This is a genomic window from uncultured Slackia sp., from assembly GCF_934630525.1.
Lineage (GTDB): Bacteria > Actinomycetota > Coriobacteriia > Coriobacteriales > Eggerthellaceae > Slackia.
Genome location: NZ_CAKTVX010000005.1, coordinates 129,922 through 151,578, shown reverse-complemented (window position 1 = coordinate 151,578; position 21,657 = coordinate 129,922). Strand labels below are relative to the sequence as shown.

At 57.4% G+C, this 21,657-nt stretch carries 17 protein-coding genes; 4 read left to right on the top strand and 13 right to left on the bottom strand.

Annotated elements, in window-relative coordinates:
• Positions 1-115: 115 nt before the first annotated feature.
• The 12 genes from Q0D41_RS06010 to Q0D41_RS05955 form a co-directional block, all read right to left on the bottom strand.
• Positions 116-1,363, bottom strand: coding sequence for a 4Fe-4S binding protein (locus Q0D41_RS06010; protein ID WP_294376650.1), 1,248 nt, complete (start codon positions 1,361-1,363; stop codon positions 116-118).
• 277 nt (positions 1,364-1,640) lie between these two features.
• The gene (locus Q0D41_RS06005; protein ID WP_294376646.1) at positions 1,641-2,807 is read right to left on the bottom strand and encodes an MnmA/TRMU family protein; all 1,167 of its coding nucleotides are present in this window, start codon (positions 2,805-2,807) and stop codon (positions 1,641-1,643) included.
• 117 nt (positions 2,808-2,924) lie between these two features.
• On the bottom strand, positions 2,925-4,058 hold the full coding sequence (locus Q0D41_RS06000; RefSeq protein WP_294376643.1) for a cysteine desulfurase family protein: 1,134 nt from the start codon (positions 4,056-4,058) through the stop codon (positions 2,925-2,927).
• Between the two features lie 132 nt (positions 4,059-4,190).
• Positions 4,191-5,120 (bottom strand): gamma-glutamyl-gamma-aminobutyrate hydrolase family protein, encoded by a 930-nt coding sequence (locus Q0D41_RS05995; RefSeq protein WP_294376640.1) that lies wholly within the window; start codon positions 5,118-5,120, stop codon positions 4,191-4,193.
• Between the two features lie 98 nt (positions 5,121-5,218).
• Positions 5,219-5,860: a vancomycin high temperature exclusion protein gene (locus Q0D41_RS05990; RefSeq protein WP_294376637.1), complete on the bottom strand. Its 642-nt coding sequence runs from the start codon at positions 5,858-5,860 to the stop codon at positions 5,219-5,221.
• Positions 5,861-6,213: 353 nt separating this feature from the next.
• Positions 6,214-8,784, bottom strand: coding sequence for a leucine--tRNA ligase (gene leuS, locus Q0D41_RS05985; RefSeq protein WP_294376635.1), 2,571 nt, complete (start codon positions 8,782-8,784; stop codon positions 6,214-6,216).
• 318 nt (positions 8,785-9,102) lie between these two features.
• Entirely contained in the window at positions 9,103-10,206 is a 1,104-nt protein-coding gene (locus tag Q0D41_RS05980; RefSeq protein WP_294376632.1) for a peptidase, read from the bottom strand.
• Between the two features lie 272 nt (positions 10,207-10,478).
• Positions 10,479-11,996, bottom strand: coding sequence for an IMP dehydrogenase (locus Q0D41_RS05975; protein ID WP_294376628.1), 1,518 nt, complete (start codon positions 11,994-11,996; stop codon positions 10,479-10,481).
• Positions 11,997-12,183: 187 nt separating this feature from the next.
• Positions 12,184-12,696 (bottom strand): hypothetical protein, encoded by a 513-nt coding sequence (locus Q0D41_RS05970; RefSeq protein WP_294376626.1) that lies wholly within the window; start codon positions 12,694-12,696, stop codon positions 12,184-12,186.
• A gap of 201 nt (positions 12,697-12,897) precedes the next feature.
• Complete coding sequence (locus Q0D41_RS05965) at positions 12,898-13,893, bottom strand: YafY family protein (RefSeq protein ID WP_294376624.1); 996 nt, start codon at positions 13,891-13,893, stop codon at positions 12,898-12,900.
• A 128-nt stretch (positions 13,894-14,021) separates the two neighbouring features.
• Positions 14,022-14,993 (bottom strand): radical SAM/SPASM domain-containing protein, encoded by a 972-nt coding sequence (locus tag Q0D41_RS05960; RefSeq protein WP_294376621.1) that lies wholly within the window; start codon positions 14,991-14,993, stop codon positions 14,022-14,024.
• A gap of 5 nt (positions 14,994-14,998) precedes the next feature.
• Entirely contained in the window at positions 14,999-15,547 is a 549-nt protein-coding gene (locus tag Q0D41_RS05955) for a hypothetical protein (protein WP_294376618.1), read from the bottom strand.
• Between the two features lie 406 nt (positions 15,548-15,953).
• Between Q0D41_RS05955 and Q0D41_RS05950 the strand changes: the two genes are divergently transcribed.
• Positions 15,954-17,378 (top strand): aminopeptidase, encoded by a 1,425-nt coding sequence (locus Q0D41_RS05950; RefSeq protein ID WP_294376615.1) that lies wholly within the window; start codon positions 15,954-15,956, stop codon positions 17,376-17,378.
• A gap of 138 nt (positions 17,379-17,516) precedes the next feature.
• Positions 17,517-18,461, top strand: a complete 945-nt coding sequence (locus Q0D41_RS05945; protein WP_294376612.1) for an SGNH/GDSL hydrolase family protein — start codon at positions 17,517-17,519, stop codon at positions 18,459-18,461.
• Between the two features lie 230 nt (positions 18,462-18,691).
• Here Q0D41_RS05945 and Q0D41_RS05940 read toward each other — a convergent pair whose 3' ends face one another.
• Entirely contained in the window at positions 18,692-19,087 is a 396-nt protein-coding gene (locus Q0D41_RS05940; protein WP_294376610.1) for a heavy-metal-associated domain-containing protein, read from the bottom strand.
• Positions 19,088-19,234: 147 nt separating this feature from the next.
• Between Q0D41_RS05940 and Q0D41_RS05935 the strand changes: the two genes are divergently transcribed.
• The gene (locus Q0D41_RS05935) at positions 19,235-19,492 is read left to right on the top strand and encodes a DUF6110 family protein (RefSeq protein ID WP_294376607.1); all 258 of its coding nucleotides are present in this window, start codon (positions 19,235-19,237) and stop codon (positions 19,490-19,492) included.
• A 78-nt stretch (positions 19,493-19,570) separates the two neighbouring features.
• Positions 19,571-21,598 carry a heavy metal translocating P-type ATPase gene (locus Q0D41_RS05930; RefSeq protein WP_294376604.1) on the top strand — a complete coding sequence of 676 codons (2,028 nt, stop codon included), beginning with the start codon at positions 19,571-19,573 and terminating at the stop codon, positions 21,596-21,598.
• The last annotated feature ends 59 nt before the right edge of the window (positions 21,599-21,657 follow it).

Below are 21,657 nucleotides of genomic sequence, written 5' to 3'. Positions count from 1 at the left end.
CGGGCTCTCAGGGAAACGCAGCAAATTCGCAGTCCGGAACTGCAAGCTGCCCTCAAACCTGCTAATGCTACGAGCATTGAGCAGGTTTTTAGCAGGTTTGCCGCCGGCGAAGCAATTACAGGAAGCTCACCCTTGAACAGGCGGCGCACTTGGCTTCGTCGGCCTTCGGTTTGAAGGGGCGACCGCACTTTTCGCATAGCTGAACCGTAAGGGCATGCTCGACTTTTGCAGGAAGCTCGCGCGTGGCTATTTCGGCCCAGCCGCCAATGTTTTCTTCGGGGCAACTCATATAGCACAAGCCGCATTGGGTACAGCGCGACGCATCGTGCACGAAGGCCTGGCCACGCGATATATTGCGCGCGAGCTCTTCGTCGATGGCGGCGAGGGCCGTCTCTTTCGCCTCGTTCAGCGCCTGGGTCGAAGTTCCAGCGGGGGCAGCTTGGTAGGTAAACGTAATATCGTCGCCCGAATCATTCCCGGAAGGCTCGGTAATCACAGGCATTTTGCGGCGTTTCACTTCGCGCTCGACCTCGCGGCGCTTTTGCCCTGCAGCATATTCGGGAATACGCAGCTCGATAGCCCCATGGGGACACATTTTCGAGCAGATCTCACATCCGCGGCAATTGCCGTCTTCGGTAAGCGTAAGCCACGTGACTTCGGGGCGTTCTTCCTTAGGAATTTCGCGCAATGTTTCAAGCAAAATGGCGCGGTAGTGCGACACGCGGCCCTGTTCGTCCATATCGGAGAGCAGCTCTTCCGCGCCTCGCTTCACGGTAGACATCGCACCCTCGAACGCCGTGCGTTTCGACGCGCCCGAACCCGCAACTGCCCCCTCGGGCACACGGGAATGAATGCGCTTCTTAAATTCCTCCGGGCCGAAAAATCGCTTTAGGCTATTGAGCAGATCACGCACGCCTTCGCGCAGCTCTTCATTCTGGCATTCGCGGCATGCTTTCACCTTCAGCACCACGGGCTTCTTAAGCGCAAGCGCCGCCACAAGCTCCCACGGAATAGATGCCAAGCAGTGCGTATGAACATTGGCCTGGCCTTTATGCTGATCGCAAGCCACCACCACAACGTCGCCCGCGCTGCCCGCATTCGCGAGCGCCGAGTCGAGGCTCGCCGACGATTCGTGAATCGCCTGCGTGGGACACGCCGTAACGCACAGATTGCAATTCGTGCAACCGCGCCAGCTAATCTCCTTCGCGGCGATATCGATGCTTTTCGGGCATGCATCGGCGCAATCGGAACAGGGATATTTGCGCTGCACCGTATTCAAACAATACTGGTCGAGGCGCATGGGATGGCTTTCGTGGGCAGCGTAGCCCAGCGCATACAATGCAACGTTATCGACAAGAGCCATGAATCCCCCTTATTCGCGGCCAGAATTATTCGCATACGCAAACCATGCGTATGGTATCGCAACGAACGTCCCATTGCAGGGCGCATGCGATGCAACCAATATGAAAAATGCTCCGGTTTGCGCAGGTTTTCCTCGTTGCCCAGCTTCGCTGACTGACAATCACGGCAAAACACGAAGCCGAAACTTCTCATAATATCGGCATGCTCGCGCCCCCTCCAAAACCTGTGCAAACCGAGCGTTTTAGAAAGCGCAACCAAATGAAGCCAAGGCAAAACGCCTAAAAAGCTTCGACGATAGTGCCGCCGCCAACCACCGAATCGCCCACATAGGCGACAAGCGCCTGACCGGGAGCGGCCGCCTGACGAGGCTCGAGATACGTCGCGCGCACCAAGCCATCGGCACCGACGGAAAGCTCAGCGGGAATGGGCGCTTGGCGATAATGGGCCTTCACCTGCACGCTCATGGCTTCCCCATCTGAAAGAGTCGACATAATCCAGTTCCAATTCGTGGCCACACAGCCTTGCGACGAAAGCTCCGCGCGCGGGCCCACCACTACCTGGTTGGCGGCCATGTTCTTGCCCAACACGAAATAAGGCTCGGGAGCGCCTCCAATGCAAAGCCCCTTGCGCTGCCCAATGGTATAAGCCACGGCGCCCTTATGCTGGCCAAGCACCTTGCCTTGAGCATCGACGATCTCGCCCGGTTCGTACGACGAGCCGCGGTAGCGCTCCAAAAAGCCCAGATAGTCGCCATCGGGCACGAAGCAGATATCTTGGCTATCGTGCTTTTGCGCATTGATGAAGCCTTGCTCTTCGGCGATTTCGCGCACATGGGCTTTTGTGAAACCGCCAAGAGGCAGAAGCGTATGCGCCAATTGGTCTTGCGTCATAAAGGAGAGCACGTAGCTTTGATCTTTCGTGGCATCGAGGCCGCGCCGCAGCGCGAAACGAACGCCATCGCTTGCGGGCACATAATCGCGCGCCCACGAATCGGAGCCATCGTCGACGCCTACGGCAGTCGACGCGTCTTGCTCCGCACGTTCGATTCGGGCGTAATGGCCCGTAGCAATGAAATCGCAGCCCAGCTCCTCGGCGCGCTGCAAGAGTCTGCTGAATTTCATACGGCGATTGCATTCGATGCATGGGTTGGGAGTGTGCCCCGCTTCGTATTCTTCCACAAAGGGACGCATGACCTCATCTTCGAACTCTGCCGAATAATCGAACACGTAATGCGGAATGCCCAGGCGGAATGCCACATCGCGCGCATCTTCGACGTCGTCGAGGCTGCAACAGGTATGGCCGTCGTTATTGACGGCATCGTTGTTGTAGAGCTTCATCGTGGCGCCAATGCATTCATAGCCCTGACTCTGCAACAGATACGCCGTTACGCTCGAATCGACGCCGCCGCTCATCGCGACAAGAACGCGTCCCTTGGATTTCGTCATATTCGTCCTTCTTCATCGGGTTTATCCCGCCGTTGCCTATCGCCGAGGCAAACAGCAACAAACCGTAGCCTTGCATAGGGCGCAAGCCCGAAAGCAAGAACGGCAGGCGATGACAGTTTACCGCTTGAGCGACGCCATAATTTCCCGCATCGCAACCGCCGCCGCGTCTACATCTTCTTGCGTGGTATCGGCGGAAAGCGAAAAACGAACCGAGCCTTTCGCAAGCGGCTCCGAAATGCCCATAGCACGCAGCACATGGCTGGTTTTCACCGCACCCGCCGAGCAAGCCGACCCCGCCGACGCGCATACGCCTCGTGCATCAAGCAGCGGAATGAGCGTCTGGTGGTCGAACCCGCCAAAGCATACATTCGAAATGCCTGGTACGCGCGGGGCCGCTTTCCCCACAACGTATGCGCCCTCGATTTGCTCAAGACGCGCCTCAAAGCAATCGCGCAAACCACGCACGCGCGCGGCATCTTCTTCCATGGTTTTGCACGCTTCTTCAAGTGCGGTAGCCAAGCCCACGATGCCCGGAACGTTTTCCGTGCCCGAACGGCGACCGCGCTCTTGGCCGCCGCCATATATGAGCGGATCGGCACCCTCGCACGTGCGGCACACCAACGCGCCGACCCCTTTGGGACCATGGAACTTGTGCGCCGAAATCGACAGCACATCGATCCCTGACGCCTCGGCGTTGAGACGCACATGCCCAGCCGCCTGCACAGCGTCGGTATGGAAAAGTGCACCCGCAGCATGCGCCGCTTGCGCAATTTCGGAAATGGGCTGCAAAACGCCCGTTTCATTGTTCGCCGACATGACGCTCACGAGACACACGTCATCGTCGAGAACCGCCTCTATGGCTCGAGCGCTCACAACGCCCGTCCCGTCGGGGTTGACGAGCGTGATCGTAAAGCCCTGGGCTTCCCAATAATCAAGCGCCCTGAGCACTGCAGGATGCTCGATGGACGAGGCGACCATGCGCATTCGATGGGCCCTGCGGCCGAATTCAGCTCCCGTTGCCAACGCCTGATTGTCGGCTTCGGTACCGCCAGAAGTAAAAATGATTTGGCGCGGCATGCAACCGAGGCATTCCGCGACCGTTGCGCGAGCGTCCATCACGGCATGCAGCGCCTTACGCCCCGCCGCGTGCACGCTTCCCGGATTGCCGAAATCGACACCGAAATACGGCAGCATTCGTTCAAGCACGCTTTCATGCAATGCGGTTGTCGCGGCGTTATCGAGATATATCATAGTTACTTTTCGAAACCTTACATCTTTAAAGAACTAGGTATTATTTTTATATCGGTATCTCTTCGATACTTAAAGCTTATTTGTTTCTAGTTTCTTTTAGGTACTTACATCCTAAACATACGTGGGCGTCTTTTAAATACCATCGGCATATTCCATTGTCGGCCACGACCTTACGTCGGGAGCCTTCTTGATATTGAGACGGCAACGCCCACGCGCATCGAGCGTCGCAGTGTGCGAGCGAATGGCCTCCTGCGCAAGTGAGGCGAACAAACACCCCATTTTCCGCGTGCCCGCAAAGAATTCAGGGTGCCACTGGACCCCCATGATGAATGACCTGTCACGCACCTCAACCGCCTCTACCAGCCCATCAGGACCATATGCAACAGGGTCGAGCATGGGGGCAACCGTACGCACTCCCTGATGATGCATGGAATTCGTAGCAAGACGGTCGGTCTCCAAAATGCGCCCGAGCCTAGATTCGTGCACGATTTTCACGAAATGGCTTGTTTCTGAATAATCGCATGTCTGCCAATGCTGCAACGATGTGAATTGATCGGCTAAATCCAAATAGAGCGTTCCACCGAAAAAGACATTGATCATTTGCATGCCACGGCAAATACCAAGCACCGGCACATCGAACTGGTAGGCGTAGCTCAAAATAAGGAATTCGAGGTCTTCCCTTTCGGGCGTAAGCTCGCCGAGCTTTTCAGATTTTTCGAGCGAGCCATAACGTTCAGGGTCGATATCGTTGCCGCCGGTTAGTAAGAAGCCGTCGATATGCGGGAACAAGGTTTCATACACATGCACGTCTTCCACCAAGGGAAGCACAAGCGGAGCCGCTCCGGCAGCCGTGAGCGCTTGGATGTAACGATTGGCCATGACGACCGACTTTTCGCTGGGATATTGCGTTGGCACCACGCCAATAACGGGGGCAGGCGCGGCCGATGGGCAAACCGATGAGTCCATGCACGATTCCACAGCGCCACACCCCGCCGCAACGCAACGAGAGCTCGCCTGAGCACGGTATTCCTCGAATTTGGAAACGATGTCTTCGTCAGCCATACGCGCCCCTCTGAAACCCACATGTTAACTAGGGATATAGGTTTCTTTATTTCGGGAAGTTTGTCAAGACATAGCTCCCGTAAAAGGCCGAAAGAGCCTTACAGCGTTATGGCCTCGCCCGGATTGTCGGGTTCGGCGCCCGTCCATACCGAAATGGCATCCTGCACGCGCGCGGGCCACTCGCGAATATCGTAATAGGCCTGATCGTCATAGGTGCCCGTATCACTCACTACGCCAACAGCCGACATGCCCACGCCCTGGGCGTCGAACACCGCGCGATACTGGTGATATTTCTGTGTGACAATAGCCACGCTTTGGGCGCCGTACACATTCGCGACGCGCCACATGGTGTCATACGTGTGATAGCCGCCCCCATCGCAATAAATCGCCGATTCGGGAACGCCCTGCGCAATGGCATAGGCCTTCATCGCGTTCGGTTCATCGTAGTTCGATTCGCGACCGTCGCCAGACATAACGACAATGGGCGCCACGCCCTTGAAATACAAATCGATTGCCGCGTCGACGCGCTTCTGCAGAATAGGCGAAAGCGAGCCATCGGGCAGCACGCTCGCTCCAAGCACGACGATAGCGTCGCATGAGGCGACCCGGGACTGCTCGTATTTGTCCAAGGTGGTAATGGCGGGATTGGCCGACAGCACAACACACGCATTAATGCCGCCTACGGCGACAACCGCCGCAACCGCAATCGCCAACACGAATTTGAACAAACCTTTAAGCACGCAGACCTCTTTCGTTTCCTGAGCGTCCCATAATAAGCCGCCTTTTCGCGGCCGCGCGAAGTCTCCCAAAAACAAGCAAGCCGCCCCCATAGGAGCGGCTTGGATTATTCATATATTGGCCGTCAGGCCAATATATGCATTCAACGCTGCGCGGGATTCTGACGGCACGCTTCGGGGTACCGAAAGGATACATTCGCACTAGAAGCCAGCGAGCGGCAAGCTGGTGAGTGCAGTTCGGGTAAAGCCGAGGCGACGCGTACTTCGGTACGCGAGCCGAAGGCTGAACCCGAAATGCGCCGCCAGCTTGCCGCGCAGCGTCGGCGTCATGTGCTGGCCGCCAGGCCAACACATGATTATTTAACGACGATGTTCACCAGGCGACCAGGAATAACGATCTTCTTGACAACCGTCTTGCCCTCAACGGCATTGGCAGCAGCCTCAAGCGCCTTGGCGATGATGTCTTCCTCAGCGGCATCGGCAGCAACCGTGACGCGGGCCTTCACCTTGCCGTTGATCTGCACAGCGAGTTCAACCTCGTCGGCCTTGGCCTTCTCGGGATCGAACTCGGGCCACGGCTGGTTGTGGATGCTGGGCTCGTTGCCAAGCACCGTGGTCCACAGCTCTTCAGCCCAGTGCGGGGCAAACGGAGCAAGCAGCTTCACGATGACTTCGGCAACCTCGTCGCAGCCAGCAGCCCACTCGGCGTTTGCGGCACGCTCTTCGGCACTTGCAGCACGCAGGAAATCGTTCGTGCTGTTCACGAGCTCCATGATGGCGGCAATCGCGGTGTTAAAGTTGTTGCGGTCGATGTCATCGGACACCTTGCCCACCACGCGATGACGCTCACGCATCAACGTCTTGAAAGCATCGGCAGCATTCAGCTTGGAGTCGCCATTGAACAGCGTATCCTCGCCCGCCTCGCGCTTCAGGTCGTACACGGCGCGCCACACGCGGTTCAGGAACTTGTACAGGCCCGCAAGGCCGTCTTCGTTCCACAGCAGTTCTTTGTCGGGCGGAGCCATGAACAGAATGTAGCAACGCACGGCATCGGCGCCGTAGGCGGCAATCATGTCTTCAGGCGAAATGACGTTGCCCTTCGACTTCGACATAACGTCGCCGTGCTCGTCGAGCACCATGCCCTGGCACAGCAGATTCGTGAACGGCTCATCGAAGTTCAGCATGCCCTCGTCGCGCAGCACCTTCGTGAAGAAGCGGCTGTAGAGCAGATGCAGAATGGCATGCTCGATGCCGCCGATGTACTGGTCGACAGGCAGCCACGAATTCGCCTTAGCGGAATCGAACGGGCGCTCGGTGTTGTGAGGATCGGTATAGCGCATGTAATACCAGCTCGAGCACGTAAACGTGTCCATGGTGTCGGTCTCGCGACGAGCCTCGCCACCGCATTTCGGGCACGTGCACTTCGCGAATTCCTCGTGCGTAGCGAGCGTCTCACCAGCGGAAAGGTCGATATCCTCGGGAAGGCGCACAGGCAAATCTTCCTCAGGAACAGGCACGACGCCACACTTCGGGCAATGAATCGCAGGAATGGGATTGCCCCAATAGCGCTGACGAGAAATGAGCCAGTCGCGCAGGCGGAATTCCACCTTGCGGCGGCCGCGGCCCATGGCCTCGAGCTCGGCGACGATAGCCGCCTCGCCCTCGGAATGCTTGCCGCCGGTCATGCCGGTGTATTTGCCCGACTGCACAAGCGTGCCTTCGGCGGCGTAGGCCTCGGGCCAATCGACCGAGGTGACCACGCGGTTCTGCTCGTCTTTCAGCTGCTCGAACAGCGGGTCGTCATCGCCCAAGATGATGGGAATGATGGGCAAGTCGTATTTGCGAGCGAATTCGAAGTCGCGCTGGTCACCGCACGGAACGGCCATAACGGCACCCGTGCCGTAATCGGCAACGACATAGTCGGCAACCCAAATGGGCAGCTTCTCGCCATTAATGGGATTGACCGCGTAACGGCCGGTAAACTCACCATGCTTTTCATGATCGCCCTGGGCGCGCTGCACCGCGGTGATCTTCTTGGAAGCCTCGACGAGGTCCATAACCGGCTTCTCGTATTCGGTACCCTCGACAAGCGCCGCGAGACCCTTGTATTCAGGGGCAAGCACGAAGAAACTCGCGCCGAACAGCGTGTCGGCACGCGTGGTGAACACGGTGATGATATCGTCTTCAGCGGGCTCGGCGGGCACGTTGCCGTCTTTGTCGCACAGCACGAAGTCGACCTCGGCGCCTTCGGAGCGGCCAATCCAGTTGGACTGCTGCTGCTTCACGCGCTCGGGCCAGCCTTCGAGCTGGTCAAGGTCGTCGAGCAATTCCTGAGCGTAATCGGTAATCTTCAGGTACCACTGCGTGAGGTCGCGCTTTTCGATTTCGGAATCGCAACGCCAGCAACGGCCCTCGATAACCTGCTCGTTTGCCAGAACGGTCTGGCAACCGGGGCACCAATTCACAGGAGAGTTGCGGCGCTCGACGAGGCCACGCTCCCAGAACTTCTCAAAAATCCACTGGCCCCAGCGATAGTACTCGGGGTCGCACGCCACAACGGTGCGGTCCCAATCGTAGGAAAAGCCCATGCGCTTGAAGCTAGCCTTCTGGGTTTCGATGTTGGCATACGTCCATTTGGCAGGATGGCTATGGTGCTTGATGGCAGCATTTTCTGCAGGCAGGCCGAAGGCGTCCCAGCCCATGGGGTGCAAAACGTCAAAGCCCTTCATGCGATAGTAGCGAGCAATAACGTCGCCAATCGAATAGTTGCGGGCGTGGCCCATGTGAATGTCACCCGAGGGATACGGGAACATTTCCAAGATGTACTTCTTGGGACGCCCGTCTTCTTCATGCACCTTGTTGATGCCGCTTTCTTCCCAAGCCGCTTGCCAACGCGGCTCGATCTCGAGGGGGTTGTATTCCTTCATGTGTGCTCCTGCTAATCCGGAACTTCAGCGCATATGCATGCGCAACGATAATTCGCCTATTGTAACGCGCCTTTGCACTCCATACTTTGCGCTTCATACAAAAAAACGTCCGCAAACGCGGACGGTAATGCAGCTCAATAGGAAATATTCAAATGTAATTCAACGAGCGCAGGCTTGCATTGAATGCAGAACCGCTCACAAGCCCGCCGTGCGATGCGCCCCGAAGAAGGCGCCCATCGAGACCGCTCTTCCCTTGCATGGTGCTTCATCGCGTGAAGAAGCAGGCAGCGTAGCGTCTAACGATGCGGGCACTTACTCCTACAGGAAACGATAGGAAACGGTGCGCACGCCCCAATCGAAACAGCTGCTCGCGCCAAGGGCCTTCCATACGCCAGGCTGCAAATCGAGCGCGCGAGAGCCGCCACCCAGGCCACCGCAGTCGTTCACCACAGCGACAACCGTGCGGCCGCCGTAGCTGATTTCGACCGAGCGCCCAAAATAAGAACGGTAGTTCGGCATAGACATGGGAACAGCCACGCCCATGGAGCTTTCGCTGACAATCGCACCCGTCGCGGTGTGAGCGCCCAGCGTGCCATCGCTCGTTGAGCCATAGGCGGAAACAACGCCCGACTGCCAACCCGAGCTTGTATTCGAGGAATTGGAATTGTTCGAGCTCGAGCCGTTCGATTCGCTCGATGAGCTGCTTGAAGATTGGTTGCCGGAATTCGACGCAGCGCTGTTGCCAGATTCCTCCGCCTTTTCGGCAGCGCCCTTCGATTCCTCCGCAGAGGCTTGCTCGGTTTGAGACTGGGCTTCCTGCTGGGCCTTCAGCGCTTCGGCCTGCTTTTGCAGCTCGGCCAAACGAGCGGCTTCGGCAGCAGCCTGGGCATCGCTCAAGTGCGCGGTGGCCTGTGCCACAACCTGTTGGGCTTCGGTTTGCTTGGCTTCGGCATCGGAAATGGCTTTAACCTGTTCGTCTTTTTTCTTGTTCAGGTCGTCGAGTGCGTCGTTAAACGTAGCTTCGAGCTGCTTCTGCTCTGCGATTTGGCGAGCTTGGTCTTCCTGAATCGCATCGAAGTACTGCATGTTATTCACGAGATCAGAGATGCTTTGCGATTCGAGCAGCACTTTAATAAGAGAGATGCCGCCCGTTTTGTACTCTTGGGTCGCATAGATGCCAAGCTTGTCTCGGCCGGCCTGAGCGGCCGCCTGCGCGTCCATTACGCCTTGGGTGGCTTCGTCGATTTGCTCTTGGAGCTCTTCAGCCTGCTTGACGAGGGCTTCGTGCTCTGAAGCAATTTGTGACATGCGGGCTTCGGCAGCGCTGAGCGCGTTCTGGGCGTCGCTTACCTCGTCGGCATAGGCGGGTGTGGCGCATGCGAAGGTCAGCGAGCCAGCGGACAGAACGCCCGCGAGCAGCAACGCCGTTATGTTGGAAAAGGTTTTGATATAAACCGCTTTCGTCGTTTTTCTCTACGCCGCCAACCGCGCTCAACGCGCCATTGGCAGTGGCGGAAACCCGCCTTCTTATACCCACGAATTGCGTGGGAAAGAAACACAACCGACTATTTTGAACAAACTCCCTGGTAAAGTCAATGCGAGTAGTTCACACCCCACATTAGTAACGTTTGCCCATATAAAAAGCGACCCCGAAGGGTCGCTTTCCGTGCTGTTATTTATTCAAAACGCAGCTTTTAGCGAACGCGAGAAACGTACGGCGTTTTGTCTTTCAGCAAAACGTCGTGAGCGCCGCCCTCGACGATGGAGGTCGAAGACACGGCGGTGAGCTTCGCCTTGTCGCGGAACTCAGGAATCGTGAGCGCGCCGCAGTTGCACATCGTGGACTTGATCTTGAGCAGCGTAACAGCGATGTTGTCCTTCAGGCTGCCAGCGTAAGGCACGTACGAGTCGACGCCCTCTTCGAAGGAAAGGCTCTTCTTGCCGCCGAGGTCGTAACGGCCCCAGTTGCGAGCGCGGGCAGAACCCTCGCCCCAGTATTCCTTCATGTAAGTGCCGTTGACCATGACCTTGGCCGACGGGGACTCGTCGAAGCGGGCGAAGTAACGGCCGAGCATCACGAAGTCAGCGCCCATGGCGAGCGCGAGCGAGATGTGGTGGTCGTACACGATGCCGCCATCGGAGCAGATGGGCACGTAGATGCCGGTCTCCTCGAAGTACTCGTCACGAGCCTTGGCGACTTCGATGGTCGCGGTAGCCTGGCCACGGCCGATGCCCTTGGTCTCGCGGGTAATGCAGATGGAACCGCCGCCGATACCGACCTTGATGAAGTCGGCGCCAGCTTCGGCGAGGAAGCGGAAGCCTTCGCGGTCGACAACGTTGCCGGCACCGATTTTCACATCGTTGCCGTAGTGCTCGCGCACCCATTCGATGGTCATCTTCTGCCAGTCAGAATAGCCCTCGGAAGAGTCGATGCACAGCACGTCGGCGCCAGCCTCGACCAGAGCGGGAACGCGCTCGGCGTAGTCGCGGGAGTTGATGCCCGCGCCAACCAGGTAGCGCTTCTCGTTGTCGAGCAGCTCGAGCGGGTTTTCCTTATGGGTGTCGTAATCTTGACGGAACACGAGATAGCACAGGTTGTCGTTCGCATCGACGATAGGCAGGCTGTTGAGCTTGTGATCCCAGATGATATCGTTGGCTTCCTTCAGCGAGGTGCCTTCGGTAGCAACCACAAGGTTTTCGCGGGGAGTCATGAACTCGGAAACCTTGGTATCGAGCGACATGCGCGAAAGGCGATAGTCGCGCTCGGTAACGACGCCGAGCAGCTTGCCGCCAGCCTGGCCGTTATCGGTGACGGGCATGGTGGAATGGCCGGTTTGCTCCTTCAGGGCGACGACTTCTTCGAGCGTGGTGTCGGGCGAAAGGTTGGTGTCGGAAACGACGAAACCAGCCTTGTACGCCTTCACGCGAGCGACCATGGCCGCTTCGCTCTCGATGGTCTGATTGCCATAAATAAACGAGATGCCACCTTCAGTGGCGAGGGCAACAGCCATGTGGTCGTCAGAAACAGCGGCCATGATTGCCGACACCATGGGGATGTTCAGCGAAATGGGGCACTCTTCCTGACCCTTGCGGTAACGCACCAGCGGCGTTTTCAAGTCAACCTTCGCAGGGATGCAGGACGCCGGGGTGTGGCCCGGGACCAGCAAATACTCATTGAACGTACGCGAGGGTTCCTCGTAGTAGAACGCCATCTGATGTCTCCTTCGGTTTGTGTGTTTTCCGGAACGTTAACGGAACATTATATGCGCCCCCGTCGCACGAACGCCAGAGCTCCCGACAAATTCAAAGGACGTACGGAAATGAAGGTGGGGCACCCCGATGAAACGGCGAAAACGATAATCGGCCAAGGGCGAAAGGCAAGAAAATGCCGATGAGCGGTTATTCGTCGAATTCCGCCCAAACTATCTCGTCGATCTTATCCACGATTTCGAACGCGTCTTTGACCGCTCGCCGGTAACTCGCGCTGTCGCATTTCGTTTTGCTTTGTATGAGCGGCAAGAAAATAACCTCGTTGCCTCGCTGGCGCGTGATGATTTTCAGCATCATCGATGAGCAGTACGCCTCGTTGCATGCACACGCCATGCTGCCGAGCAGCGCACCCTCGAGGCCGCCGAACAGCACCTCGCCCGTCACGGCCCCAACAAGGCTGCCCTTTTCGACCATCTTGCCGTCTTCAAGGAGGTCACATCCAACCAAATCGCGGTACGCGATGATGTAGGCATCTTCCTTGACGCTGAGCCCCACCTTCGAAAAATGGATCTCTTTTCGGCGGTCGTCGAACTGAGCCAGATTGCTCACGGCATACCAAGGGCTGAAATACCTGCCCACAAGAACAGCCTGGACCATAGCATCGACGCCAGCCACGGGCGTGTAGAGAAAGTTTCTCGCCACATACCGTATATTTCCCATGGAGTTGTCTGGGTCGTTCGCCAGCTCGGGCAGACTAAGGCTCCGAAAGCAACTGGCACACATCGCGCCATCGAGAAGCTCGATTTTCGCCGACAGCATACCGAGCCTTCGGTGGCACCTGCAGCATTCAGCCATGAAAGTCTCCCTCACACCACGACTCACCCACGCTTTCGACGTGGCCCCTTACTGATAATTCTCCAAGATTGCCGACAGGTAGCTCGCATACGCCTGGCGCAACGACTGCGGCTCTTCGATTTGCACGCTCGACCCGAACGTCGCGAGCCACCCGTAAAACGTGGGCGCGGCCATAACCGTCACGCACACGCGCGCCCAACCGTCTTCCGCGGGCAGCACTTCGACATCTTTACCGAAGCGGTCGACGATCGCGCTCATCACGGACCCGCGCACAAGCAGCGTGACGCCGACCGATTCACCGTGGAACATGCCGAATACACGCTGCTGGTGTTTGGCCACGTCAAATGACGAAATCTCATCGTTGCGCGTGGCCGCCTCGCTCGACACCTCGAGGTTTTGCATCCTATCGACGCGGTAATGGGTGAAACCGGCGTATTTGTCGTTCCAGACAATGAGATAGTACTCATCGTCCATATATGCAAGCTGAACAGGAGTTTCCTTATATATCTCGCTTCCATCCCCATGTTTGCTCGTAACGCGCTTTTTATGCTCGTCGTATTTGAAATAGCGGAATTCGATTTTACGGCGAAGCGAGATGGCGCGCTGAATGGCATCGATGTTGTAGAACACCGACTCATTTTGGCTCTTGATGCGGCCTTCGACATGCACCTGTTTACGCAGGTTTTCGTCCATGTATCTGCTGCCGAGTTTGCCTATGCCTTCGACGAGTGAGCGGCTTTTGCTTTCGGTAAGGAACTTCGACGACTGCACAGCATCGGCCAAAAGCAACAGCTCCTGTTCTTGGAAATCGCGTGTGGCCAGGCCATATTCGACGGGCGCGCGATTGTATTTCAGAATGTTGTACCCAAATGCACGCAGGCAATCGATATCGCGATACAGGGTTTTACGCTCGACGTTCACACCGAGCTCGGCAAGCTTTCCAATAATTTGCGGCGCAGTAAGGCCGTGGTCGTCGTCGGTCTCGCGTTCGAAAATGCGAGCCAGATGCAATAGCTTCAATTTGCTCGCGACAACTTCGGCCATGTTCGCTCCAATCGCCAACGCCTATGCTTTGCTCGGAACAATTATATTCCGAAAAAAAAGATGAGTGTCCCTTATGGTGTACACATGAGGGAATGAACTCGGTCAAGACCAGAGGAGCGACCAGCCGATCAAAAGCACGGATCAGGGCCTAAGACGTTCCCGCCATATACATGAGCCGCCTCACGACAACCGCCATCGCAGATTGCTTCGTGCTCGCAACCAACGCACATGCGCGGTCGATATTCCCTTTTAGCGAATAAGTTCCAGTAATCGTTGCGTTCCAGCTCGTCCAACTCAAACACGCTGCAAAGCCTTTGCTCCGAATGATTGCAAACCCGCACGTATCCACTCGAGTCGACCACGTAAAACGACTTCGCAGCACCACACTGAAAGCTAACGCTAAGCGATTTGAGGTTATCGGGATTCTCAACCGCGCAATAAGGCAGTTCGGTCCCCACATGTCCATATGCCCCTGCCTTACCGAGCACTTCCTCCGCAATACGTAACATCTCATTGATTTCGATCCTGTCCAACAAGAACTTGCTATTCTCCAGTCCCCTTCCCCCAGGAAGAAAACGGTTGAGGAGTATATAGGAGGCTCCGTTGATCAGCGAATAAGCAATCGTCTCATAAAGTTCAGGAAGATTGATCTTCGTCACTGCGATGTTTGCAGTGACTCTCATACCCATTGCTCGCGCCGCCCGAAAAAGGCTCATGACGTGCTCAACCCCATTGTAGCCCGTCTGTTTCTCGAATGTTTCTATACCGGGAACACTGATGCTCAGACTGACTTCTCGAGCATTGAGCTCCTGGAGCATTCTTTCGTCCATTGCTCTACCATTCGAGACAAGACAAGACTGCAAGCCTTCGTGCCATGCGGCGTCGATGATACTAAGCAAATCCGACCTTAGCGTAGGCTCGCCCCCGCTGAACGACACAATGCGAGTACCCCTTCTTCCCATCTCATGAAAGGCCCGCCCCCATGCGACGACGTCAAGCTCCTGTCCCTTCGCAAGCGCATCCGCTTCCCAAGGGCACGAACAAAAGATGCAACGATGGTTGCAGCGATAGGTCAGTTCCACCGCCGCGACTTCGGGCATAGCATTCATCGCTGCGGCCCCAAACCAAGCACTCGTTCTATGCTTTCCCTGAAACCGTCGGCGGACCCATAGAGGCTATGCGCCCTATAATCCTTATCCAGCTCCTGATAGCTTTTCGCGCCCTTCAGAAATTCGAGAGCCATCCTGAGATCGCCGTCATCACAGTACATCTGGTCAAGCGGCGTCAAATGGTATTCTTTTTCCTCTTTCGTCTTAAAACCAAAGAATACGTTTGTTGACTCGTGCTCGAGAATCGGAAGAGAGTGGCTGTTCACGCACCTATCGCAATAGAAAAGAATCTGCGCGTCGTAGCCAAAATCCCGACATTCCTTTGCTATCCGCCGGTAATTAGTCAGTACTCTCCTAACGCCTCGACCGACTATGTTGAACTGCTTCCCGCATTGTTCGCAGACCTTCGGCACAGCATCTTTTGCCGGCATTGCTGCCGGCGCATAGCACATAGCAAACATTCCCCTTGGTTCAAAATCATCCCGCGTTGCATCCAACGCAAGCAATTTCTCTTCGAGCTGTTCTTTCGTAAGCGAGAAGTCCATCGATAACGACCTTCCTTAATCTGCAATGACGCTTGAGCGTATCTCCATCGACGCCACAAGTTCCGCCAGCCAGGCATCAGATCACCATGTCTGCCATGATATCGAAACCATTGTTTTCGAAGTACAGCAGAATGGACAACTAGCGAATTCTGGCGCCCCTCGCTATACGCATCTATTCGTTATTAGCCGCATGTCATTCTGCGATTCTTTGAGACAGCACAAGCCTCCGTCGTTGTAGCCTTAAAACCCTCTTCGCACTGGTCCAAACGCCTACTGCTTTACCGATCTCTCCCCGCCTTCGGCTCATGTCCTGCGGCCATTCTGTTTCGTTTCGCTGCCGACATGCCGCCGCGTCCATTCCCTTCTATAATGCGCTTGTGAGAATTCCCAAGCGAAAGGAACTGCTTTGGAGCACAAGAACGCATGGCTCGCATACGACGAGCCGCAGCTGGCCGAGCTCGAGAAGCTCGCAGCCGACTACATCGATTTCATCAGCGCCAACAAGACCGAGCGCGAATGCGTGGCGACCGCCATCGCCCAGGCGCGCGAGGCGGGTTACATTTCGCTCGACGAGGCGCGCGCCGCGGGCAAGCAGCTCGCCGCGGGCGACAAGGTATACGCCGAGCTGTACGGCAAAACCATCATCTTGGCGCACATCGGCAGCCGCCCCATGCAGGACGGCCTGAACATTTTGGGCGCGCACGTCGACAGCCCGCGTTTGGACATCAAGCAAAACCCGCTCTATGAGTCGGGCGATCTGGCGCTGCTCGACACGCATTACTACGGCGGCATCAAGAAGTACCAGTGGGTCACGCTCCCGCTCGCCATTCACGGCGTTATCGCGAAAAAAGACGGCAGCGTTGAGCGCGTGAACGTGGGCGAAGACGCGGGCGACCCCGTATTCTGCATCACCGACCTGCTCATCCATCTTGCCAACGACCAAATGCAGAAGAAGGCATCCGAGGTCGTCGAGGGCGAAAACCTCGATGTGCTCGCAGGCGGCCGCCCCGCCGCGAAGGCCGAAGGCAAAGAAAGCGCCGAGAAAACCGAGCTCGAGAAACTCGCGGAAAAAGAACCCGTGAAAGCGACCATGCTCGCGCTGCTCGCCGAGAAATACGGCATGGAAGAAGAAGACTTCCTTTCGAGCGAGCTCGAGGTCGTTCCCGCCGGCCGCGCACGCGAGCTGGGCTTCGACCGCTCCATGGTGCTCGGCTACGGCCACGACGATCGCGTATGCGCCTTCCCCAGCCTGGTCGCGCAACTCGAGGCGAGCGACCTTGAGAAAACGGGCATCTGCATTCTGGTCGACAAGGAAGAAATCGGCAGCGTGGGCGCTACGGGCATGACGTCGATGTTCTTCGAGAACACCATCGCCGAACTCATGGACCTCGCCGGCCAGGCAGGCGATTTGCCGCTGCGCCGCTGCCTTGCGAACTCGTCCATGCTTTCGAGCGACGTGTCTGCGGGCTTCGACCCCAGCTATGCAAGCGCCTTCGAAACGAAGAACGCCGCCTATCTGGGCCGCGGCGTGGTGTTCAACAAATTCACCGGCGCGCGCGGCAAAAGCGGATCGAACGACGCGAACGCTGAATACATGGCCAAGATTCGCTCCGTCATGGACAAGGGCAACGCCGCGTTCCAAACCGCCGAGCTCGGTCGCGTTGATGTGGGCGGCGGCGGAACCATCGCTTACATTCTGGCGGAATATGGCATGAACGTCATCGACTGCGGCGTGCCGGTGCTTTCGATGCACGCACCATGGGAAGTGGTCGACAAGGCCGACATATACGAAGCGTTGAAAGCCTACCGCGCCTTCCTGAAATACGCCTAGCGCCGCATACGCGCAACGCTCAGCTCGACCTGGTGTTTCGCACACCTTTTATATAAGCACAAATCGACCCGCGCGACGGGCGCGCGGGTCGCGCACGTTTGCACGCACGACCGAACAACCAACCCAAGGAGCAATCTGGTGGCAAAAACGTTTTCGATCCTCGGCGACTCCATCTCAACATTCGACGGATGGAACCCACCGGGCTTCGACGTGTTCTACTCCGACGAACGATTGGAGAAAACGGGCGTCACGCATGTCGAGCAAACATGGTGGCACCTGCTCATAGACCATTTTGACGGCACGCTTTTGAAAAACGGCTCGTTTTCAGGAAGCCTCGTGGAAGGCGGGTTCTTCCCCGCCGGCGATTCCGATGCGCGCGCCAACGCGATCTTAGGCGATGAGGGCGAGGCCCCCGATGCCATCGTATGCTTCATCGGCATCAACGACTACGGCTGGGGCGGCGCCAAAATGAACGCCGACGGCCACGGATCGGCCTGCCCCGCCGAACTTTCGGCGCAAGCACCCGCCGAAAAGGTTCTTGCCGAGCTTGCGGCGCCCGGACAAATCGACCGCTTCAAAGCCGCCTATGCCTCGATGCTCGCTCGCCTTCGCGCACGCTGCCCCGAAACCGAAATCTGGTGCGTCACACTCGTTCCCGGACGTATCGCAGGCCACGCAAAGCCGCAGTTCGCCTACGATTTCCGCGGCGTTCCCTTCGCCGACTACAACGACGCCATTCGCGCCGCCGCCCATGAAGCCGGCGCTCATGTGGCCGACGCCTTCGCCTGCGGCATGGACTACGAAGCAATCGAGGGCACGCACCCTACCGCACGAGGCATGCGCCAGCTCGCTGGCATGTTCGCCTGGTCGATGGAACATGAAGCGGAAATCGAAACCGCGCTTGGGCGTGGCGCGCGCGGGCTCACCACGGTTCCGCAAAGCATGCTACCCGCCGAGCTGCTCGGCGAATGGGAAGACGCCCCCATGTGGCGCAGCGCGCCACTATGCGCCGATAAGCCCTGCAGCTTCTGCGAGCACGCCATGGCGCCGAACAATGCCTGGCTGCTTATGTGCGATAACTAAGCACGCACGCTTCAAAAAGGCGCCGGCCCCTCGTTTTCCCGAGGAGCCGGCGCCTTCTCTTTATCTAAGCGCAACAAGCGCGCATCTGGACAGTTCCCCCAATTGCGCAGCAGCCTCAAAATTCACTTGAAGCCGTTCAAGCGGAATACAGGCAGCCGCCAATCCCCGCCGCGTGCGGCCTTCACGCCGCATTGCGAAATGCGCGAAAGCCGAAGCTCGATTGCGCCACCCTATCGACGGCTTACGAAATACCCCGCCGCTTCAACCGCTTCTTCAACGGAAGCCTGGTCAAGAACGTTCTTCGAAAGAATATGCGCCGTTTTCGAACCCAAATCGACACGAGCCCACACGTTGCCCGCATCGATGGAGTTGATGGCATTCTGCACGTTCTCGACGCATTTTTCGCAGGTCATTCCACCAATTTTCAAATCGAGCGCATGCTTGTAGTTCGCCTCGTTCGTGTCGCTCACGCGCACCGCCTTGAATTTCTTCGACGAGTCTTTCGCGCCGCCGCCGCAGCAGTCGTCCTTCAGCGAAAACACGCGATACATGCGCCGCGCGGCGAAGACCATGCCCACGATGATGACCGCCAACAAAGCCGCCGTCTGAACGTTCATGCCTTCCATATGTAAATCTTCCTTAACATCGAGTTTGCCTTCATTGACTTTCGCGAATTGTAACACTACTCTTACTTTTGCAAAAAGTATGCATGAGCGAACATAGTTCATGCATAAACGCATTCGCGACTCGTCGCGACTCGAAGGAGGACAAACATGAAGAAGGCTACGTTCAACACCCTGCTCGTCGGCGGCGGCTTCCTGCTGGGAACCGCAGGCATCAAGGCGCTCACGAGCGCGCCCGCAAAGAAAGCCTACGTGCACGGCATCGCCTGCGGCCTGCGCGCGAAGAATTGCTACCAGGATATGGTCGAGCAGGCAAAAGCCGAGGTCGATGACCTGGTCGCCGAAGCCACGTACCTCACGAGCGACGCCAAAGCCGCCGAGGTCGATTCCGAGCCTTCCGCCGAATAGCGCCTTGCGGCATTCGCCATGAAGTTCTCGATAATCAAAGAGATCCCTGGCAGGGCCCGCCTGAGATTGGCGGGCCCTGTGCCCGAAGAGGACCTCGACGCACTTATCAAACTCACCAAAGAAATCGACGGGGTACGGCGCGTGCAGCTTTACGGACGCATTGGCCAGATGTCTGTCGACTTCGAAGCGCCTCGACGCGCGAACGTACTCGATGCGCTCTGCGAAATTGACGCCGAAAAAATCGCCAATGCGAAAACCGGCTATTCCGTGCAATTCGAGCCGCGAACGCATGCGCTGTTCATGAGCTTGGCGACGCTCATTGGCGCTCGCTATGCGCGCAAATGGTTTTTGCCCGCGCCCATTCGCGCCGTGTGCACCGTAGTTGGCTTCCTGCCGTTCTTGCGCGCCGCACTGTTCGAGCTGTCGCGCTCGCGCCTCACCGTACCCGTGCTCGACGCTTCGGCGATTGGCATCTCGTTCGCGAAGCGCGATTTCGACACGGCGTCGCAAACCATGTTCTTGCTGAATGTGGGCGAGCTGCTCGAAGATTACACGCGTGCCATGAGCGAAAACGAGCTCATTAGCTCGCTTCTCGATGTTCCCGATAAAGCCCAGAAAGTGGTCGACGACACCGAAACCAGCGTACCGGCATGCGAGCTTATGCCCGGCGATTTGGTAGCCGTGCGCACTGGCATGTCTATTTGCATCGATGGCGTTGTGGAACGTGGATGTGCCATGGTGAACCAAGCCACCCTGACGGGAGAGCCGCTCGCGGTCGAACGCACCGTTGGCGACGACGTATTCGCGGGCACCGTCGTTGAAGATGGCGAAATCTTGGTACGCGTGCGCGCCAACACGTCTCAAACCAAGCTCAGGTCCATCGTTTCGCTCGTCGAAGCCGCCGATTCGTTGAAATCGGAAGGCCAATCGCGCATGGAGAACCTGGCGAACAAAATCGTGCCGTGGAATTTCCTGCTCGCCGGACTCGTGGCGCTTTCCACGCGCAGCCTCGTGAAAACATCCGCCGCGCTTATGGTCGACTACTCATGCGCGCTGAAGCTCACGGGCTCCATCGCCGTGATGACCGCCATGAGCCATGCCGCCAAAGCGGGCGCCATGGTCAAAGGAGCGAAATACTTCGAATCGTTCGCCAAAGCAGACACCATCGTCTTCGACAAAACGGGCACGCTCACGGAGGCGCAACCGAAGCTCGCACGCGTCATTCCCACCGATGGCTGGAGTGAAGACGAAGTGCTGCGCTTTGCGGCGTGCCTGGAAGAGCATTTTCCCCACCCCGTCGCCCGCGCCGTTGTTGCCGCCGCCGAAGAACGCGGGCTCGAGCATCGCGAGCGACATGCGGCCGTGGAGTATATCGTCGCGCATGGTATCGCTTCGGCGCTTGACGGCAAACGCGCCGTCATTGGATCGGCGCACTTCGTGTTCGAAGACGAACACGCGCATTTGGACCCCGAAACGCTTTCCAGCGTCGAGGCCGAAATGGAAGGCCTCTCGCCTTTGTTTTTGGCCGTTGATGGCGAGGTCGTGGGCGTATTGGGAATCGAAGACCCCTTAAAACCTGGCGTGAAAGAGGCCATTGCCGAACTTCGCACTTTAGGGTTCAAGCATATCGTCATGCTCACGGGCGATTCCGCACGCACCGCTGCGCGCATCGCTTCTGAGGCGGGTATCGACGAATTCCAAGCCGACCTGCTACCCGAAGATAAATTCGCGTACGTCGATCGCATCAAAAACGAAGGGCGTTGCGTCGCCATGGTCGGCGACGGCGTAAACGATTCGCCCGCCCTTGGCCGCGCTGACGTGGGTCTCGCCATGGGTGGAGGCAGCGATATCGCCAAAGAAGTCGCCGACATCATTTTGTCAGACACCGACTTGCAAGCTGTCGTTCGCCTACGCACCATGAGCCAAGGCCTGGTTAACAGGCTCAACGGTTCGTACAGTAAAGTCATGGTGACGAATTCGGCCCTTTTGGCGCTCGGCATTGCCGGCATTATCACGCCGCAAACTTCGTCGCTTTTGCACAATGCCTCGACGATTTTGTTCAGCCTCAACAACACCAAGGCCTATATGCCGCCAAGGAAGGCATAGGCAACACGATGGGCGCCCTTATGGGCGTCCATCATTTTCGCAATTACAGTTTCTTTTTA

Coding starts and splice junctions, on each gene's coding strand:
- Q0D41_RS05940 (WP_294376610.1), bottom strand. CDS start 19,087: ATGGAAGGCATGAACGTTCAGACGGCGGCTTTGTTGGCGGTCATCATC.
- Q0D41_RS05965 (WP_294376624.1), bottom strand. CDS start 13,893: ATGGCCGAAGTTGTCGCGAGCAAATTGAAGCTATTGCATCTGGCTCGC.
- leuS (WP_294376635.1), bottom strand. CDS start 8,784: ATGAAGGAATACAACCCCCTCGAGATCGAGCCGCGTTGGCAAGCGGCT.
- Q0D41_RS05975 (WP_294376628.1), bottom strand. CDS start 11,996: ATGGCGTTCTACTACGAGGAACCCTCGCGTACGTTCAATGAGTATTTG.
- Q0D41_RS06005 (WP_294376646.1), bottom strand. CDS start 2,807: ATGACGAAATCCAAGGGACGCGTTCTTGTCGCGATGAGCGGCGGCGTC.
- Q0D41_RS06010 (WP_294376650.1), bottom strand. CDS start 1,363: ATGGCTCTTGTCGATAACGTTGCATTGTATGCGCTGGGCTACGCTGCC.
- Q0D41_RS05935 (WP_294376607.1), top strand. CDS start 19,235: ATGAAGAAGGCTACGTTCAACACCCTGCTCGTCGGCGGCGGCTTCCTG.
- Q0D41_RS06000 (WP_294376643.1), bottom strand. CDS start 4,058: ATGATATATCTCGATAACGCCGCGACAACCGCATTGCATGAAAGCGTG.
- Q0D41_RS05955 (WP_294376618.1), bottom strand. CDS start 15,547: ATGGACTTCTCGCTTACGAAAGAACAGCTCGAAGAGAAATTGCTTGCG.
- Q0D41_RS05960 (WP_294376621.1), bottom strand. CDS start 14,993: ATGCCCGAAGTCGCGGCGGTGGAACTGACCTATCGCTGCAACCATCGT.
- Q0D41_RS05995 (WP_294376640.1), bottom strand. CDS start 5,120: ATGGCTGACGAAGACATCGTTTCCAAATTCGAGGAATACCGTGCTCAG.